General features: G+C 76.8%; 1 protein-coding gene. It reads right to left on the bottom strand.

Going from position 1 to position 20,472, the window contains the following annotated elements:
* Positions 1–6: 6 nt before the first annotated feature.
* The gene (locus AB0J08_RS26940) at positions 7–20,433 is read right to left on the bottom strand and encodes a type I polyketide synthase (protein ID WP_360639506.1); all 20,427 of its coding nucleotides are present in this window, start codon (positions 20,431–20,433) and stop codon (positions 7–9) included.
* Between the last annotated feature and the right edge of the window lie 39 nt (positions 20,434–20,472).

Raw genomic sequence — 20,472 nt, 5'->3', positions numbered from 1 at the left:
CCCATGTCAGTCGGTCCCCCACTTCGAGGACAGCGTGCGAAGCAGCGTGTTGATGCGGACGCGCGGCGCACTGTCGGTGGGCAGCGTCGCGATGGTGCCCGGCAGTTTGTTCAGTTCCTCCAGTACCAGGAGTGCGGTGGCGACGTCCTCGGGCACGTCGTCGTCGGTCGCCGGCATGACCAGCGACCGCAGGTGGACGGCCAGGTCCATGGGCGTCGGGTGGTCGAAGATCAGGCCCGCCGGCAGCCGCACCCCGGAGACGGCCGCCAACTGGTTGCGCAGCCGCACCGAGCCGAGCGAGTCCATGCCCAACTCGACGAACGTGCGGTCCGGTTCGACCTTCTCCGGGTCGGTGTGCCCGAGCAGCGCGGCCGTCGCCGACCGCACCAGCTCGAAGACCACCTGGTCGCGCTGGTCCTGCGGAGCCCTGGCCAGCCGCTCGGCGAGGGATTCCGTGCTCTCCTGCGGGACGGGGCCCGCCGCGCGCCGGACCGGCCGGCGGACGAGGCCGCCGAACAGCGGGTGCAGCGGCTCGTGGCCCGACCTGGCCCGCAGCGCGGCCGTGTCCAGCAGGATCGGCAGCACGGCCGCGGCACCGGCCGCGCACGCCAGGTCGAACAGCCGCAGGCCCTGCTCCGAGGAGAGCGGGAGCACACCGGCGCGGGCGATCCGGGCCAGCTCGGCGGTGTCGAGGTGGCCGGTCATGCCGGTGGCCTCCGCCCACAGCCCCCAGGCCAGGGACTGCGCGGGCAGTCCCCGGGCCCGGCGGTGGTGGGCCAGGGCGTCCAGATAGGCGTTGGCGGCCGCGTAGTTGCCCTGGCCCGGGTTGCCCAGGGTGCCGGCCGCGGCGGAGAACAGGACGAACGCGGTGAGGTCCAGATCGCGGGTCAGCTCGTGCAGGTGCCGGGCCCCGTCGACCTTCGGCCGGAGCACCCGGGCGAGCCGGTCCGGCGTCAGCGAGCCGATCAGGGCGTCGTCGAGCACACCCGCCGCGTGGACGACCGCGCGGACCGGGTGCTCCACCGGCACCGAGGCCAGCGCCCGCGCCACCTCCTCACGCACCGCCACGTCGCAGGCCAGCACCCGCACCTCGGCCGCCAGCTCCGGGACCTCGCCACCACTGCGGCTCAGCAACAACAGGTGCCGCACCCCGTGCACCTCCACCAGATGCCGCGCCACCAACCGGCCCAGCACACCCGTACCCCCGGTGATCACCACCGTGCCCCCGGGATCGAACACCGGCCCCTCGGACGCGGCCCCCGCTCCCAGCCGCGACAGCCGCGGCACCCGCAGTCCACCGCCGCGGACCGCGATCTGGGGCTCACCGCAGGCCAGTGCCGCGGTGAGGACGTCCCTGGTCGGCGGTTCGGTGGCGTCGACGAGCACGATCCGGTCCGGCTCCTCCGACTGCGCGGAGCGCACCAGGCCCCAGACCGCCGCGCCCGCGAGGTCCGTCACGTCCTCCTCCGGGGACGCGGCGACCGCTCCCCGGGTGACCAGGACGAGCTTGGCGCCGGCGGTCCGGTCGTCGGCCAGCCACGACCGCACCAGCTCCAGCGCCCGCCCGGTGGCCGCGTGGACGTCGTCGTGACGCGCCCAGGGGGCCAGGACGACGGCGGGGGCGGCGGGAGCCGTACCGAGGGCCGTGACGTCCCGGTGGGCCGGGAGGTCCGCGAAGTCCCGTCCGAGGTCACCGACACCGTCGCCGAGCAGCGCCCAGGCGCCCGGCGCGCCGGCGGAGGATGCGGCGGAGGCGGCGGGTGCGGCCACCGGGACCCAGTCGAGCCGGAACAGGCCGTTGCGCCGCAGCGCCCCGCCGGTGTCCGGCCGGGCGTCGGGCAGCGGCCGCAGGGTGATCTCCTCGGCGGTCAGGACGGTGTCGCCCGCCGCGTCCACCGCCAGCAGCGCGTACGCGTCGGAGCCGGTGGGCGTCAGCCGCACGCGCAGTTCGCCGGCACCGACCGCATGGCAGGTCACCCCGCGCCACGACACCGGCGTCAGGACGCCGGAGCCGGCGTCCGTGAGCCGGACGGCCTGCAGCGCCGCCTCCAGCAGGACGGGGTGCGTCCCGAACCCGTCCACGGCGACGTCCTCGGGCAGGGCGACCTCCGCGAACACCTCGGCGCCGGAGTGCCACACCGACCGCAGGGCCTGGAAGGCGGGCCCGTACCCCACACCGAGCGAGGCGAACCGGTCGTACAGGCCGGCCGGCTCGACCCCCGGCGCGTCGGCCGACGGCCACGGCCCAGCCGGAGCGGGGCCACCGGGCGGCGCGGCCGCCAGCAGCCCCCGGGCGTGCAGCGTCCAGCCGGCCGGGTCCGCGTCCGGCCGCGCGTGCACGGTGACCGTGCGGGCGCCGGTGTCGTCCGGGCCACCGACGGCTACCTGGAGGTGCACGGCGCCGTCGTCCGCCAGGACCAGCGGTGCCTCGCCGGTGAACTCCCGCAGGTGGTCGGCGGCCACGTCGGCGCCGGCGCGCAGGGCCAGCTCGACGAAGGCGCCGTCCGGCAGCACCGTGTCGCCGCGGCGTTCGTGGTCTGCGAGCCACGGCGTGCTGTGCCGGGTGATCCGGCCGACGCACACGTACCCGTCCGTTCCCGGCAGTTCCACGGCGGCGCCGAGGAACGGGTGGCCGGGGACGGCCAGGCCGAGCCCGTCGGGGGCGCCCGTGGGCCGCGCGGCGGGGCGCAGCCAGTACCGCTCGTGCTGGAAGGCGTAGGTCGGCAGGTCCGCCGGGCGGGCGCCGCTCTCCTCGAACACCTCCGGCCAGCGCACCGGCACGCCGTGCGTGAACGCCTCGGCGACGGAGGTGAGCAGGCGGCGGGTGCCGCCGTCGTCCCGTCGCAGGGTGCCCAGGGCGACGGCGCCCCGTCCGGTGTCGTCGACGGTCTCCTGCACGCTGCCCGAGAGCACCGGGTGCGGGCCGACCTCGACGAAGCAGGTGGCGCCCGCCGCCAGCGCGGCCCGCACGGCCGTGTCGAAGCGGACCGTGCCCCGCAGGTTGCGGTACCAGTAGTCGGGCCCCCATTCCGTGGTGTCCATGGCCTCGCCGGTCACGGTGGAGTACACCGGGACGCTCGCGGCCCGGGGGCGGATGTCCCGCAGGGCGTCGAGCAGCTCGCCCCGGACCCGCTCGACCTCGGCCGAGTGGGAGGCGTAGTCCACCTCGATCCTGCGGGCCCGCACGCCCTGCCGGGCGGCCTCGGCGAGCAGTTCGTCCAGGGCCTGCCCCGGGCCCGACACGACCACCGTCGACGGGCCGTTGACCGCCGCCAGGGACAGCCGGCCGGCCAGGCCCGCCAGCAGCGCCTCGGCGCCCTCGGCGGGCAGGGCCAGCGACACCATGCCGCCGCTGCCGGCCAGCCGCAGCAGCGCGCGGCTGCGCAGCGCCACCACCCGGGCGGCGTCCTGCAGGGACAGCGCTCCCGCGACGCACGCGGCCGCGATCTCGCCCTGCGAATGGCCCACCACGGCGGCCGGTTCGACGCCGAGCGAGCGCCAGACCTCCGCCAGCGAGACCATCACGGCGAACAGTGCGGGCTGCACCACGTCGACCCGGGCCAGCGCCTCGGCGTCCCCGAGGACGTCGAGCAGCGACCACTCGACGTACGGCCTCAGCGCGGCCGCGCATTCCCGCATCCGGGCGGCGAAGACCGGCGACTCGGCCATCAACGCGTCGGCCATGCCGACCCATTGGGCCCCCTGGCCCGGGAAGACGAACACCACCCTCGGGTCGGTCACGGCCCGGCCGACCACGGTCGCGCCCTCGGTCAGGCCGCGCAGCAGCTCCGCCCGGTCGGCACCGAGCAGTACCGCGCGGTGCTCCAGGGCCGCCCGGGCCGTCGCCAGGGTGTGGCCGACGTCCACGGCGCTCGGAGCGGGGGTGCCGGTGGTCCCGGCGGTCCCCGGCTCGGCCGCGCCGTCCGCGGCGCCGTCCGTCAGGGCGGACAGCAGCCGGCGGGCCTGGTCGCGCAGCGCGCCCTCGGAGCGTGCCGAGAGCACCCAGGGCACCACCGGCAGGGTCCGGGGCCCGTCGGCTCCGGCTCCGTCCGACGCGGCCTCGGCCTCGGCCGGCCGCTCCAGGATCACGTGGGCGTTCGTCCCGGTCACGCCGAACGCGGACACGCCCGCCCGGCGGGGCCGGCCCGTCTCGGGCCACGCGACCGCGTCGGCCAGCACCCGTACCGCGCCCGTCGACCAGTCGACATGGGTGGTCGGCTCGTCGACGTGCAGGGTGGCGGGCAGCACGCCGTGACGCATCGCCTCCACCATCTTGATCACCCCGGCCACGCCGGCGGCCGCCTGGGTGTGGCCGATGTTGGACTTGACCGAGCCCAGCAGCAGCGGCCGCTGCGCGTCCCGGTCCTGCCCGTACGTGGCCAGCAGCGCCTGCGCCTCGATCGGGTCGCCGAGCGCGGTACCGGTGCCGTGGGCCTCCACGGCGTCCACGTCCCGGCCACGGAGCCCCGCCTCGGCCAGGGCCCGGCGGACGACCCGCTGCTGGGCGGGGCCGTTGGGGGCGGAGAAGCCGCTGCTCGCGCCGTCCTGGTTGACGGCGGAGCCCCGCACGACGGCGAGCACCCGGTGGCCGTTGCGGCGGGCGTCGGACAGCCGCTCCAGCAGGAGCATGCCGACGCCCTCGCCCCAGCCGGTGCCGTCCGCCCCGTCGGCGAACGGCTTGCAGCGGCCGTCCGGCGCCAGGGCGCGCTGACGGCTGAACTCGACGAAGGCCGCCGGGGTCGCCATCACGGCGGCGCCGCCGGCCAGCGCGAGGGAGCACTCCGAGCGCAGCAGCGCCTTGCAGGCCAGGTGCAGCGACACCAGTGAGGAGGAGCAGGCGGTGTCGACGGTGATCGCGGGGCCTTCCAGCCCGAAGGTGTACGCGATCCGGCCGGACACCGCGGCGGCGCTGTTGCCGGTGCCCACGTACCCGCCGAGGTCCTCGGCGGCGGCGTGCAGCAGCAGCGCGTAGTCCTGGCCGTTCGTGCCGACGAACACCCCGGTCCGGCTGCCGCGCAGCGCGTCGGGGGCGATGCCGGCGCGTTCGACGGCCTCCCAGGACGTCTCCAGCAGCAGCCGCTGCTGCGGGTCCATGGCCAGCGCCTCGCGGGGGCTGATCCGGAAGAACTCGGCGTCGAAGTCCCCGGCGCCGGTGAGGAATCCGCCTTCCCTGGTGTAGGAGGTGCCCGACCGCTCGGGGTCGGGGTCGTGCAGCGCGGCGAGGTCCCAGCCGCGGTCGTCCGGGAACCCGGTGATCGCGTCGCCGCCGTCGCGCACCAGGCGCCACAGGTCGCCCGGGGTGCGCACGCCGCCGGGGAAGCGGCAGGCCATGCCCACGATCGCGATCGGCTCGTCCGCGTCGGCGGCCCGCGCCGGGCCGTCGTCGGCCGGGTCGCCGTCCGGGGCGGCGTCACCCGCCAGCAGCGCCGTCAGGTGGTCCGCGAGCGCGGCGGGCGACGGGTAGTCGAAGACCAGCGTCGCCGGCAGGCGCAGGCCGGTGGCCGTCGCGAGCCGGTCGCGCAGTTCCAGCGCGGTCAGCGAGTCGAAGCCGAGGTCCTGGAAGGCCCGGTCCGCCGCCACGGCGTCGGCCTCGGTGTGGCCGAGCACTCCGCCCGCCTCGGCCCGGACCAGATCGAGCACGACCCGGCGCCGCTGCGCACCCGCGAGGCCCGCGAGCGCGGCGAGTTCGGCGACCGGCCCGCCCGGCTGCGGTGTCCCGGCGCCGGGACCGGCGAGCGCCTCGCGGGCGTCCGGCAGGTCCGCGAGGAGCGGGGCCGGGCGGAGCGCGGCGAACAGCGGGGCGAACCGGGACCAGTCGACGTCGGCGACGGTGACCGTCGTCTCCGCGTGCTCCACCGCCCGCGTCATGGCTTCCAGCGCGAGGGCCGGGTCCATCGGCAGGACGCCGCGCCTGGTCAGGCCGTCCGGGTCGGCCATGCCGTCGCCGGCCCACGCCCCCCAGGCGATCGAGGTCGCGGCGAGGCCGCGCGCCGCCCGGTCGAGGGCCAGTGCGTCCAGGTGGGCGTTGCCCGCCGCGTACGCGCCCTGTCCGCCGGCGCCCCAGGTGGCGGCGATCGAGGAGAACAGCACGAAGGCGTCGAGCGGCCGGTCGCCGAGCAGCGCGTCCAGGTGGTCGGCGCCCGCGACCTTCGCCGCGGTGACGGCGGCGTAGTGGGCCGGGTCGGTGTCGGCCGCGGCGCGCACCTCGCTGACCCCGGCCGTGTGCACCACCGCCGTGAGCGGGTGGGCCGCCGGCACGGCCGACAGCACCTCGGCGAGCGCCTCGCGGTCGCGGACGTCGCAGGCGACGGTGGTCACCGTGGCACCGAGGCCGGTGAGTTCGGCCGTGAGCGCCTCGGCACCGGGTGCGTCCGGACCGCGGCGGCTGAGCAGCAGGAGGTGCTCGGCGCCCCGGGCCGCGAGGTGCCGGGCGACCTGCCCGGCGAGGGCTCCGCTGCCGCCGGTGATCAGCACGGTGCCGCGCGGGGTCCACGGCCGGCGTTCGCCGCCGTTCCGGGGCAGCGCGCGGAGCACCCGGCGGGCGGACACGCCGGCCGGCCGCAGCGCGACCTGGTCCTCGGCACGGCTCGCGAGCACGCCGGCGAGGCGGGTGCGGGCGTGCTCGTCCAACTCCGCCGGGAGGTCGACGAGCCCGCCCCAGCGGTCGGGATGCTCAAGGGCGAGCACCCGGCCCAGGCCCCACAGCTGGCTCTGGGCGGGGCTGACGGGACCGTCCCCGGGGTGGGTGGACACGGCGCCCCGGGTCAGGCACCACAGCGGCGCCCGGATCCCCGCCTCGGCGAGGGCGGTGAGCACCGTCAGGGTCGCCTCGACGCCGGCCGGCACCTGGGGGTGGTCCGCCGACGGCCGGTCGTCGGGCGCGGTCAGGCAGACCACGCCGGCGACCGGGTCGCCGTCCGCCGCCGGCTCGCGCAGCCGGGCCGCGAGGTCGTCGAGCGGCAGCGCCCGGACCAGCGCGCCGTGGGCCGCCAGCGCCTCGGCGACCCCGGCGCCGACCGGCCCGTTCTCGGGGCCGACCACCAGCCAGGTCCCGGTCAGGACGGCCGGTGCCGGTTCGGGCAGCGGGCGCCAGGACTCCCGGTAGCGCAGGGCGTCGACCGCGCGGCGGTCCGTCCGGCGCCGACGCCACGAGCCGAGCGCGGGTACGACCGGGGCGAGCGCGTCCGCGTCGACCAGCAGCGTCCCGGCGAGGGATTCGACGTCGGAGCGCTCCACCGCCGCCCAGAACTCGGTGTCGGCCGCGTCGCCCCCGGGTGCGGGCGGCTCGGCCGGGTCCAGCCAGTACCGCCGGCGCTGGAACGGGTAGGTGGGCAGTTCCACCCGGCGCGCGCCGGTACCGGCGAACAGCGCCGTGTGATCCGGCTCGGTGCCCCGGACGTACAGGGCGGCGAGGGCCGCCAGGACGGCGCCGACCTCGTCGCGGTCGGCGCGCAGGGTGGGCAGCACGGCGGCGTCGTCGGCGCGGTCCGCGAGGCAGTCCCGCGTCATCGGGGTCAGGACGCCGCCGGGCCCCAGTTCGAGGTAGGTCGTCACGCCGAGCCGGTCCAGGGTCCGCACACCGTCGAGGTACCGCACGGTCGACCGGATGTGGCCCACCCAGTACTCCGTCGAGCAGGCCTGCTCGGCGGTGAGGGTCTCGCCGGTCACCGTGGACACCACCGCGATCGTGGGCGGCGCGGGGCGCAGCCCCCGGACGACCTGCTCGAACTCCTGGAGCACCGGATCCATCAGCGGCGAGTGGAAGGCGTGGCTGACGGCCAGCCTCCTGGTCTTGCGGCCCTGCTCGGCCCAGTGCCGGGCGATCCGGTCGACGGTGTCGCCGTCGCCCGAGAGGACGGTGGCCGACGGCCCGTTGACGGCGGCGATGCCGGCCAGGTGCTCCGCCCCGGACAGCGAGGCCAGCACCTCCTCCGGTGTGGCCCGCACCGACACCATCGCCCCACCGGCGGGGAGTCGCCCCATCAGGCGGGCGCGCGCGGCGACCAGCGCGCAGGCGTCCTCCAGGGTGAACACGCCGGCGATGTGGGCTGCGGCGATCTCACCGACGGAGTGGCCGATCAGCCGGTCGGGCCTGATTCCCCAGTGCTCGAACAGCCGGGCCAGCGCGACCTCCACGGCGAACAGGGCGGGCTGGGTCCAGCCGGTCTCGTCGAGCGACGCGGCGCCGTCGAGGACGACCGCACGCAGCGGCGCCTCCAGGTGGGCGTCGAACCGCGCGCACACCGCGTCGAAGGCTCGGGCGAAGGCCGGGTACGCGGCGTGGAGCGCGCGGCCCATGCCGGCGTACTGGGCGCCCTGTCCGGAGAACAGGTAGGCGAGCCGGTTGTCGGGGACGACCGTGCCGGTGACGACGCCCGGCGTGCGGTCGCCGGTGGCGAGCGCGGTCAGGGCGGCGGCCGGCGTCTCGCCGTCCGGGGCGACGAGGGCCGCCCGGTGCTCCAGGGCCGTGCGGGTGGTGGCCAGGGAGTAGGCGACGTCCACCGGGTCGTTCCCGGTGCGGGCCAGCAGCTGGGCGGCGCGGGCGCGGAGCGCGGCGGGGCTGCGGGCCGAGAGGAACCAGGGGACGGCGGGACCGGGGCCGGTCTCGGGCCGGGTCTGCGCCGCCGGGTCGCTCGCGGCTTCGAGGATGACGTGGGCGTTGGTGCCGCTGACGCCGAAGGAGGAGACGCCCGCCCGGCGCGGACGATCCGCCGCCGGCCAGGTCGTCTGCTCGGTCAGCAGCCGCACCGCGCCGGCGGACCAGTCGATGTGGGGCGACGGCTCGTCCACGTGGAGCGTGGCGGGCAGCACGCCGTGGCGCAGCGCCATCACCATCTTGATGACACCGGCGACGCCGGCGGCGGCCTGGGTGTGGCCGAGGTTCGACTTCACCGTGCCCAGCCACAACGGCCGGTCCGGGGAACGGTCCTGGCCGTAGGTGGCGAGCAGTGCCTGGGCCTCGATCGGGTCGCCCAGTGTGGTGCCCGTGCCGTGGGCCTCGACGGCGTCCACGTCGGCGGCGGTCAGCCGGGCGTTCGCCAGCGCCTGGCGGATCACCCGCTGCTGCGACGGACCGTTGGGCGCCGTCAGACCGTTGGACGCACCGTCCTGGTTCACCGCACTGCCACGCACCACCGCCAGCACCTGGTGCCCGTTGCGCCGGGCGTCCGACAGCCGCTCCACCAGCAGCATGCCCACGCCCTCGGACCAGCCCGTGCCGTCCGCCGCGGCCGCGAAGGCCTTGCAGCGCCCGTCGTGGGAGAGCCCGCCCTGGCGGCTGAACTCCACGAACGCCGCCGGTGTCGACATCACCGTCACCCCGCCGACCAGCGCCAGCGAGCACTCGCCCGAGCGCAGCGACTGCGCCGCGAGATGCAGCGCCACCAGCGAGGACGAGCACGCCGTGTCCACCGTCACCGCCGGGCCCTCGAAGCCGAAGGTGTAGGAGAGCCGGCCGGAGGCTACGCTGCCCGCGCTGCCGTTGCCGAGGTAGCCGACCAGGTCGCCGGGGACGACGTCGTGCAGCCGGGCCGCGTAGTCGTGGTACATCACCCCGGCGAACACGCCGGTGTCGCTGCCGCGCAGCGTGGCCGGGTCGATCCCGGCGCGCTCGACGGCCTCCCAGGAGGTCTCCAGCAGCAGCCGCTGCTGCGGGTCCATCGCCAGCGCCTCCCGCGGTGAGATCCCGAAGAACTCCGCGTCGAAGTCGGCGACGTCGTACAGGAATCCGCCTTCGCGCGCGGCGGACCTGACGCTCTGGCGGGTGTCGAAGAGGCGGTTCAGGTCCCAGCCGCGGTCGGTCGGGAAGGCGGAGACGACGTCGAGGCCGCCGGACACCACGCGCCACAGGTCCTCGGGGGACCGGACGCCGCCCGGGTAGCGGCAGCTCATGCCCACGATCGCGAGGGGTTCGTCGGCCGCCTCGCGGGGCGCGGTGATCGCGGGGCGGGCCGCCGCGGACCGGTCACCGAGGAGCCTCGTCAGCAGGAAGTCGGTGAGGGCCGCCACGTTCGGGTAGTCGAAGACCAGTGTGGCGGGGAGTTTGAGGCCGGTGGCCGCGCCGAGCCGGTTGCGCAGTTCGACGGCGGACAGCGAGCTGAAGCCCATGTCCTTGAAGGCCCGTTCGGCGGAGACCTCGCCCCCGGCGCCGTGACCGAGGACGACGCCCGTGTGGGCGCGCACCAGGTCCAGGACCGTCTCATGGCGGTCCCGCTCCCCCAGGCCGGCGAGCCGGCCCCGCAGCGTCTCGCCGCCCTCGGCCACGGCGTCGGCCGTCCGGCGCTGCGGGGTGCGGACCAGTCCGCGCAGCAGCGGCGGTACGGCCTGGGCGCGGGCGCCGAGCCCGGCGGCCGTGAAGGCGACCGGCAGGACGAGCGGCTCGTGGCGCCGCAGCGCCTCGTCGAACATCGCCAGGCCCTCGGCCGCGGACAGCGGACGGATGCCGCTGCGGGAGACGCGGTCCAGGTCGTGGCCGTCGAGCCGCCCGGTGAGGGCGGAGCGGTCCGCCCACAGGCCCCAGGCCAGCGCGTGCGCCGGCAGTCCCCGGGCCCGGCGGTGCGCGGCGAGGGTGTCCAGGAAGACGTTGCCCGCCGCGTAGTTGCCCTGGCCGGCGCTGCCCAGGGTGCCGGCCGCCGAGGAGAACAGGACGAACGCGGTGAGGTCCAGATCGCGGGTCAGCTCGTGCAGGTGCCAGGCCGCGTCGACCTTGGGGCGCAGCACCTCGGAGACGCGCTCCGGGGTGAGGGAGCCGATCAGGGCGTCGTCGAGCACACCCGCCGCGTGGACGACCGCGCGGACCGGGTGCTCCACCGGCACCGAGGCCAGCGCCCGCGCCACCTCCTCGCGCACCGCCACGTCGCAGGCCAGCACCCGCACCTCGGCCGCCAGCTCCGGGACCTCGCCACCACTGCGGCTCAGCAGCAACAGGTGCCGCACCCCGTGCACCTCCACCAGATGCCGCGCCACCAACCGGCCCAGCACACCCGTACCCCCGGTGATCACCACCGTGCCGCCGGGATCGAACACCGGCCCCTCGGACGCGGCCCCCGCTCCCAGCCGCGACAGCCGCGGCACCCGCAGTCCACCGCCGTCCCAGCGCAGTTGCGGTTCGTCGCCGGTCGCGGCGAGGGCGAGTGCCTCGTGCGGTAGGGAGGATCCGTCGGTGTCGAGGAGACCGAACACACCGGGGTGTTCCGACTGGGCGGAGCGCACCAGCCCCCAGGCGGTGGCGCCCGCCGGGCCGTTGGGCGCCTCGCCGACGGCGCCTCGGGTCACCAGTACCAGCCGGCTGTCGGCGAGGCGGTCGTCGGCGAGCCAGCCGTGCAGCAGGTCCAGGGTGGTCCGCGCGATCGTGTGGGCGGCCCGGACGACGTCCTCGCCCGGCGAGGGCGCCGGGAGCGCGGCGAACACGGCGTCGGGGCGGTCCACGCCCGCGTCGAGGGCGGCGAGCAGTGCGGCCAGGTCCGGGTGGTGCTCGCCGTCCGGGGCGAGTCGCAGACCCGGGTCGCCGAGCTCGGCCGTCCGGACGGCGCCCGTCACGGCCGGGGCGGGTGCCTCGGCCCAGTCGAGGCCGTGCAGCGGGCTCCGGGTGACGGGCTGCGCCGCGGTCAGCGGCCGGACCGCCAGGGCGCCGACCGTGGCGACCGGCGCCCCGGTCTCGTCGGTGACCAGCAGCGCCACGGTGTCCGCCCCGGTCGGGGAGAGCCGGACCCGCACGGCGGCCGCGCCGGTGGCGTGCAGGGTGACGTCCGACCAGGAGAACGGCAGCCGCGGCGCCGCGTCCTCGGTCCGTCCGGTGTCGACGGCGAGCGCGTGCAGGGCCGCGTCGAGGAGTGCGGGGTGCAGGCCGAACCGGCCGGCCGTGGTGCGCTGTTCCTCGGGCAGCCGGACCTCGGCGAGGACGTCGGGGCCGTCCAGCCAGGCGGCGCGCAGCCCCTGGAAGGCCGGCCCGTAGCCCAGCCCGGACTGCGCGAAGCGCGGGTAGAAGCCGTCCAGGGGCACCGGGACGGCGCCCGGCGGCGGCCACGCGGCCGGGGTGTCCGGAAGCCGGCCGCGCGCGGGCTGCGGCTGCTCCGGACCGAGCACGCCGGTGGCGTGCCTGGTCCAGTCCGCGCCGTCCGGGCGGGCGTGGACGGTGAGTTCGCGGCGGCCCTGCGCGTCCGCGGCGGCGACGGTCACCTGAAGGTGGACGTCACCGTGCGGCGGCACCACCAGCGGGGCGTGGAGCGTGAGTTCCTCGATCTGCGGGCAGCCCACCTCGTCGCCGGCGCGGATCGCCAGGTCGACGTAGGCGGTGCCGGGCAGCACGACGGTGTCCCGCACGCGGTGGTCGGCCAGCCACGGATGGGTCCGGGTGGACAGCCGCCCGGTGAGCAGGCAGGTGTCGGACCCGGCCGGCGTGACGACGGCGCCGAGCAGCGGGTGCCCGGCGTCGGCCAGGCCGAGGCCGGAGGCGTCGCCCGCGCGGGCGAGGTAGTCGTCGGGCCAGAACCGGCGCCGCTGGAAGGCGTACGTCGGCAGGTCGACCGGGCGGGCGGCGGGGAACACCGGCCGCCAGTCCACCGCGACACCGCGGACGTGCGCCTCGGCGAGGGCCGTCACGAAGCGGGCCGGGCCGCCCTCGTCCCGGTGCAGTGTGCCGAGTGCGGAGACCGTCCGCTCCAGTGCGTCGGCGGTCTCCTGCACGGCGGGGGTGAGCACGGGGTGCGGGCTGACCTCGACGAACACGGTGTGCCCGTGCTCGACGGCCTGCCTGGTGACCCGCTCGAAGTCGACGGTGCGGCGCAGGTTCTCGTACCAGTAGGCGGCGTCCAGCCGGGCCGTGTCCAGCAGTTCGCCGGTCACGGCGGAGTAGAACGGCGTGCGGCCGGAGCGCGGCCGGATCGGGGCGAGGGCCTCGGCGAGCCGCTCCCGGATCTCCTCGACCTGCGGGGAGTGCGAGGCGTAGTCGACGTCGATCCGCTTCGCCCGGACGCCGTCGGCGAGGCAGGCGGCCAGGAACGCCTCCAGGGCCGTGCTCTCACCGGACACCACCACGGCGGTGGGGCCGTTGACGGCGGCGACCGCGAGCTGTCCGTCCCAGGCCCGGAGCCGTTCGGCGACCGGCTCGGGGGCTTCGGGCACCCAGACCATGCCGCCCCGGCCCGACAGCGCGGTCAGGGCCTGGCTGCGCAGGGTCACCACGCGCGCGGCGTCGGAGAGCGAGAGTCCGCCGGCGACGTGGGCGGCGGCGATCTCACCCTGGCTGTGTCCGAGGACGGCGTCCGGTTCGACGCCGTGCGCACGCCACAGTTCGGCGAGCGAGACCATGACCGCGAACAGCACCGGCTGGACCACGTCGACGCGGTCGAGGCCGGGGGCGCCCGGCTCGCCCCGGACGACGTCCAGGAGCGACCAGTCGACGAAGGGTTCGATCGCGGCCGCGCAGGCGCCCATCCGCTCGGCGAACACCGGTGCGGAGTCCAGGAGTTCCCGTGCCATGCCGATCCACTGCGACCCCTGGCCGGGGAAGACGAACGCGATCTGCGGGTCGGTGCCGACCGTGCCGAGGACGGTGCCGGCGGCCGGCCGGTCGTCGGCCAGTGCCCGCAGCAGCTCCGGCAGCTCCGCGACGTCCCGCGGGACGAGTACGGCGCGGTGGCGCAACGCCGACCGGGTGGTGGCGAGGGAGTACGCCAGGTCGGTGGCGGGGGCCGGCTCGGCGTCGAGCCGGGCCAGCAGCCTGGCGGCCTGCTCGCGCAGCGCCCGGTCGGTGGCGGCCGAGAGTGTCCAGGGCACCACCGGCGCGGGGCCGGTGGCCGCCTCGGGCGCGGTCTCCTCCGGCACCTCGCTCGCGGCTTCGAGGATGACGTGGGCGTTGGTGCCGCTGACGCCGAAGGAGGAGACGCCCGCCCGGCGCGGACGATCCGCCGCCGGCCAGGCCGTCGGCTCGGTCAGCAGCCGCACCGCGCCGACGGACCAGTCCACGTGCGGGGACGGCTCGTCCACGTGGAGCGTGGCGGGCAGCACGCCGTGACGCAGCGCCATCACCATCTTGATGACGCCCGCCACGCCGGCGGCGGCCTGGGTGTGGCCGAGGTTCGACTTCACCGAGCCCAGCCACAACGGCCGGTCCGGGGAGCGGTCCTGGCCGTAGGTGGCCAGCAGCGCCTGGGCCTCGATCGGGTCGCCCAGCGTGGTGCCCGTGCCGTGGGCCTCGACGGCGTCCACCTCGGCGGCGGTCAGCCGGGCGTTCGCCAGCGCCTGGCGGACCACCCGCTGCTGCGACGGACCGTTCGGCGCCGTCAGACCGTTGGACGCGCCGTCCTGGTTCACCGCCGAGCCACGCACCACCGCGAGCACCCGGTGCCCGTTGCGCCGGGCGTCCGACAGCCGCTCCACCAGCAGCATGCCCACACCCTCGGACCAGCCCGTGCCGTCCGCCGCGGCCGCGAACGCCTTGCAGCGCCCGTCGTGCGAGAGCCCGCCCTGGCGGCTGAACTCCACGAACTGCATGGGCGTCGACATCACCGTCGCGCCGCCGACCAGCGCCAGCGAGCACTCGCCCGAGCGCAGCGACTGCACGGCCAGGTGCAGCGCCACCAGCGAGGCCGAGCACGCCGTGTCCACCGTCACCGCCGGGCCTTCCAGGCCGAAGGTGTAGGAGAGCCGGCCCGAGAAGACGGCGCCGCCGTTACCGGTGCCGATGAACCCCTCCAGCTCCTCCGGGAGGTCCTGCAGGAGCAGCGCGTAGTCCTGCCCGTTGGTACCGGCGAAGACGCCGGTGTCGCTGCCACGCAGGGTGGCCGGGTCGATGCCGGCCCGCTCGAAGGCCTCCCAGGAGGTCTCCAGCAGCAGCCGCTGCTGCGGGTCCATCGCCAGCGCCTCCCGCGGCGAGATCCCGAAGAACTCCGCGTCGAAGTCGGCGACGTCGGACAGGAATCCGCCGTTGCCGACGCTGGACCGGCCGTCGCCGAGCAGCTGTTCGAGGTCCCAGCCGCGGTCGGCGGGGAAGGCACCGATGCCCTCGCCGCCCTCCGCGACGAGCCGCCAGAGGTCCTCCGGCGAGCGCACCCCGCCGGGGAAGCGGCAGGCCATCCCCACGATCGCGACGGGCTCGTCCGACGCCCCGGTCCGCGCGACCGCGGCCGGTGCCGCCCGGCGCGGCTGCGCGCCCGCCGCGGCGGCCAGCTCCTCGTCGAGGAACCGGGCCAGCTCGGCCGGGGTCGGGCAGTCGAACACGAGCGTGGCCGGCAGCCGGAGCCCGGTCGCGTGGGTGAGCCGGTTGCGCAGTTCCACGGCCGTCAGGGAGTCGATGCCCAGCTCGCTGAAGAGGCGGTCGGCTCCGGCCGGCTCGGCGGAGGTGTGGCCGAGCACCGCGGCGGCGTGCGTGCGGACCAGGTTCAGCAGTGTCCTGGCGCGCTCCGCGTCCGACAGGGCGCTCACGTCCAGCAGGGCCCCGGCGGCCTGCCGGCCGGCCGCGGCCGCGCCGCGCGCCAGGGGCGGGACCAGGCCGTGCAGCAGTGGCGGCACGGCGCCGGACGCCGCTCGCGCCCGCCAGGCCTCCAGGTCCACCGGTGCGGCCACCACGACGGGGCGGTCGACGTCGAGCACCGCGTCGAACAGGGCGAGGCCCTGCTCGGTGGGCATCGGGATGATGCCCGCGCTCCTGGCCCGCGTGTGGTGGGCCTCGCCGAGCTGCTCGGTCATGCCGCTGCGCTCTTCCCACAGCCCCCACTGCACGGAGACCGTCGGCAGGCCCTGTGCCCTGCGGTGGGCGGCGAACGCGTCGAGGAAGGTGTTCGCCGCCGCGTAGTTGCCCTGGCCGCCGGCGCCGATGGTGGCGGCGGCCGAGGAGAAGACCACGAAGGCGGCGAGGTCGAGGCCGCGGGTCAGGTCGTCGAGGTGGAGCACCGCGTCGACCTTGGGCCTCAGCACCCCGTCCACCTGCTCCTCGGTGAGCGAGCCGATCAGCCCGTCCCGCACGACACCGGCGCTGTGCACCACGGCCGTGAGCGGGTGCGCGGCCGGGACGGCGGCCAGGCAGGCCGCCAGCTGGTCGCGGTCGCCCACGTCGCAGGCGGCGAGGGTCGCCTCGGCGCCCAGCCCGGCCAGTTCGGCGCGCAGTTCCTCGGCGCCGTCGGCGGCCGGGCCCCGCCGGCTGAGCAGCAGCAGGTGCCGCACGCCGTGCCGCTGCGCCAGGTGGCGGGCGACGAGCCGGCCGACGCCGCTGGTGGCGCCGGTGACCAGGACGGTCCCCTCGGGGTCGAAGTGCTGCCCGGCGGGCCCGGTGGGCTGCTGGAGCCGGGCCAGCCGCGGTGCGTGGGCGGTGCCCGCGCGCAGCGCCAGCTGCGGCTCGCCGCCGGCGAGCGCCGGGGCGACCGAGCGGTACGAGGCGGCCGTGCCGTCCACGTCGAGCAGCAGGAAGCGGTCGGGGTGCTCGGACTGGGCGGACCGGACGAGTCCCCAGACCGGGGCCGTGGCCAGGTCGTCCGGCCGGGCGTCCGGCACCGTGGTCACGGCGCCTTCGGTCACCACCACGAGGCGGGAGGCCGCGAAGGCGTCGTCGGCGAGCCACTCGCGGGCCAGCGCGAGGACGCCCCGCAGCGCGGCGCGCACCTCCTCGCCGAGGGCGCCGGGGCCGCCGGGGGGCACCGGTGCGAGAACGACGGCGGGCGCCGGCGCCCCGGCCCGCACGGCCAGGGACAGCTCGGCGAGGTCGGCGTACGGCGCCGCGTCGCCGAACCGGGCGGCGGCGTCGGCGTCCCCGAGCACCGCCCAGCCGTCGGCGGGGGCGTCCCCGTGGGCGAGGGGCACCTCGTCCCAGGCGATCCGGAACAGGGCGTCGCCGTGCCGCCCGCGCACCGCCGTCGCGTGGAAGGTCACCGCGGCGGCCCGGGCGAGGGTGCGGCCGTCCTCGTCGACGAGGAGGAGGGACACCGTGTGCTCACCGGTCAGGGTGAGCTCGGCCCGCGCCGCGGTGGCACCGGCCGCGTACAGTTCGACCCCGGACCAGTGGGCGGGCAGCCGCCGGAGCCGGTGGTCGGTCACGGGCGGGAGCAGGGCCCCGGCCGCCTCGGCGACGGCGGCCAGGAGGGCGGGGTGCAGGCCGAAGCGGTCGGCGCCGGCGGACGCGTCGGCGAGGGGCCCCACTTCGGCGTACACGGTGTCGCCGCTGCGCCACGCGGCGAGCAGCTCCGCGCCGCCGGAGGCGACCGGCCCGGCGCGCAGTGCGGCGGGGTCGAGCGCCTCGGCGCCCTCGCCCGGGCGGCCGCGATCCGTCGCGGTGGGCGGTGTCGGGCCGCCGCGCTCCAGGACGCCGGTGGCGTGCCTGGTCCACGGGGCGTCGTCGTGGTTCTCGCGTGCGTGGACGGTGAGGGTGCGGCCGCCGGCGTCGTCCGGCGCGCCCACCCGGACCTGGACCACGACGCCGCCGCGTTCCGGCAGGGTCAGCGGCTCGTCCACGGTGAGCTCGGCGACGCGGCCGCAGCCGACCTGGCTCCCCGCGTGCAGCGCCAGCTCCAGCAGGGCGGTGGCGAGGCGGGACACGCCGTCGGCGGGTTCGGCGAGCCAGGGGTGGCTCTGCCGGGACAGCAGACCGGTCAGCAGCAGGCCGTCGCCGTCCGCGAGCGAGACGGCCGCGCCGAGCAGCGGGTGGTTCGCCGTGCCGATGCCGACCCGGGTGACGTCGCCGGTGGCGGAGAACGGGTTCTTCAGCCAGTGACGCTCACGCTGGAAGGCGTACGTGGGCAGCTCGGCCGGGGCGGCGCCGCTGCCGGCGAACACCGCCGGCCAGTCGACGGAGGTGCCGTTGGCGTGGGCGCCGGCCAGCGCGGTCAGGGTGGTGGCGACCTCCTCCTTTCCGTGGCGCAGCGCGGGCGTCAGGAGTACGTCGGTGCGGTCCGCGGGCACGCTGTCGCGGCCGAGCCCGGTGAGCACACCGCCCGGGCCCAGTTCGAGGAACGTGGTCACCCCGCGGGCGAGCAGCTCCGCCATCCCGTCGTGGAAGCGGACCGGTTCGCGGACATGGCGCACCCAGTACCCGGGTGTCGCGATCTCGTCGGCCGCGGCGACCCGTCCGGTGACGTTGGAGACGACCGGGATCCGCGGCGGGTGGAACGTCAGCCGCTCCACGACGGTGCGGAACTGCGCCAGCATCGGCTCCATGGACGGCGAGTGGAACGCGTGGCTCGTGGCGAGCCGCCTGGACCGGCGCTCCCCCAGGGCCGACCGCACGGCCGACAGCACGGCCGCCACCGCGTCCTCGTCGCCCGAGAGGACCACGGAGGCGGGGCCGTTGACCGCCGCGACGGCGACGCCGTCGGTGAGCAGCGGTGTCACCTCCGCCTCGGAGGCGGCCACGGACACCATGACGCCCGGCGCCATCGCCTGCATGAGCCGGCCACGGGCCGTGACGAGGGCGCAGGCGTCCTCCAGGGACAGCACGCCGGCCAGGTGGGCGGCGGCGACCTCGCCGACGGAGTGCCCGAGGAGGTAGTCCGGCCGCACGCCCCAGCTCTTCCAGAGCCGGAACAGCGCCACTTCGAGGGCGAACAGGGCGGGTTGGGCGTACCGGGTGTTCTCCAGCAGGCCCTCGTCGCCGAACATCACCTCGCGCACCGGCCGCCCGAGGAGCGGGTCGAGGACCGCGCCGACGGCGTCCAGGCCGGCGGCGAACTCCGGGACGCGGTCGTAGAGTTCACGCCCCATGCCGGGCCGCTGCGCGCCCTGGCCGCCGAACAGGAAGGCGGTCCGCCCGCCCTTGACCCGGGCCGTGCCGCCGAGCAGGTGCGGGGAGGCCGCGCCCCGGGCCAGCGCGCCGAGGCCGCGCAGCGCGCCCTCGCGGTCGGCGGCGACGACGGCGGCCCGGAAGGGCAGTGCGGCGCGGCCGGTGGCGAGCGCGTGGGCGAGGTCCAGGAGGTCGGCCTCCGGGTGCTCGTCCAGGTGGGCCAGGAGCCGGTCGGCCTGCGCGCGCAGCGCCTGCGGGGTGTGGCCGGACACCGGCAGCGGCAGGGTGCCGTGGGCGAGCGGCCCCGCGGGAGCGGCGGCGGAGGCCGGCTCGGCGGCGGGCGGCTGCTCCACGATCACGTGCGCGTTGGTGCCGCTGACCCCGAACGAGGAGACGCCGACCCGGCGGGGCCGGTCCGTGACGGGCCACTGCGTCGGCTCGGTCGGCAGCCGGACGGAGCCGGCGGACCAGTCGACGTGGGTGGTCGGCCGGTCGACGTTGAGGGTGGGCGGCATCACCGCGTGCTGGACCGCCAGGACCGCCTTGATGACGCCGGCGACGCCCGCGGCGGCCTGGGTGTGGCCGAGGTTGGACTTGACCGAGCCCAGGAGCAGCGGGCGCTGCGCCGTGTGGTGGCGGCCGTAGGTGGCGAGGACGGCGTTGGCCTCGATCGGGTCGCCCAGGGTGGTGCCGGTGCCGTGCGCCTCGACGGCGTCGACCTCGTCGGGGGTGAGCCCGGCGTTGTCGAGGGCGTCGAGGATCACGCGTTCCTGCGAGGGGCCGTTCGGCGCGGTCAGGCCGTTGCTGGCGCCGTCCTGGTTCACGGCGCTGCCGCGCACCACCGCGAGCACCCGGTGGCCGTTGGCCACCGCGTCCGACAGCCGCTCCAGCAGGAGCAGGCCGACGCCCTCGCCCCAGCCGGTGCCGTCCGCCGCGTCCGCGAAGGGCTTGCACAGGCCGTCCGGCGCCATGCCGCGCTGCCGGCTGAACTCGATGAAGGCGCCCGGTGTCGACATCACCGTGGCGCCGCCCGCGAGGGCGAGGGAGCACTCCCCCTGTCGCAGCGACTGCACGGCCAGGTGGAGCGCCACCAGCGAGGCCGAGCAGGCGGTGTCGACGGTGACCGCCGGGCCCTCCAGGCCGAGCGTGTACGACAGCCGGCCGGAGAGCACGCTGGCGGTGTTGCCGGTGAGGCGGTGACCCTCCAGCGCCTCGGACTCCAGTGAGGTCATCAGCAGGCGTACGTAGTCCTGCCCGTTGGTGCCGGCGAAGACGCCGGTCCGGCTGCCGCGCAGGGTCGCGGGGTCGATGCCGGCCCGTTCCAGGGTCTCCCAGGCGACCTCCAGCAGGTGCCGCTGCTGCGGGTCCATCGCGAGCGCCTCGCGCGGCGAGATCCCGAAGAACTCGGCGTCGAAGTCGGCGGCGTCCGCGAGGAAGGCGCCGCGGCGGGTGTAGCTGGTGCCCCGCCGGTCCGGGTCCGGGTCGAACAGCGACTCCAGGTCCCAGCCTCGGTCGGCGGGGAAATCGGCCACGGCGTTCCCGCCGGACACGAGCAGCCGCCAGAGGTCCTCCGGCGACGAAACACCGCCGGGGAATCGGCAGCCGATGCCGACGACGGCTATCGGCTCGCGCCGTTCCTCCTGGATTTCCCGCAATTGCCTGCGGGTGTCCTGCAGATCGTTGGTGACGCGCTTCAGGTAATAGCTGAGTTTCTCTTTGTCCGCCATGCGGTGAGTGCCCCTCGAAGAAACGAAAGCCTGTCGGTC

Source organism: Kitasatospora sp. NPDC050463 (genome assembly GCF_040655255.1).
In the GTDB taxonomy this organism is placed as follows: Bacteria; Actinomycetota; Actinomycetes; order Streptomycetales; family Streptomycetaceae; genus Kitasatospora.
This window is presented reverse-complemented; position numbering and strand designations above follow the sequence as displayed.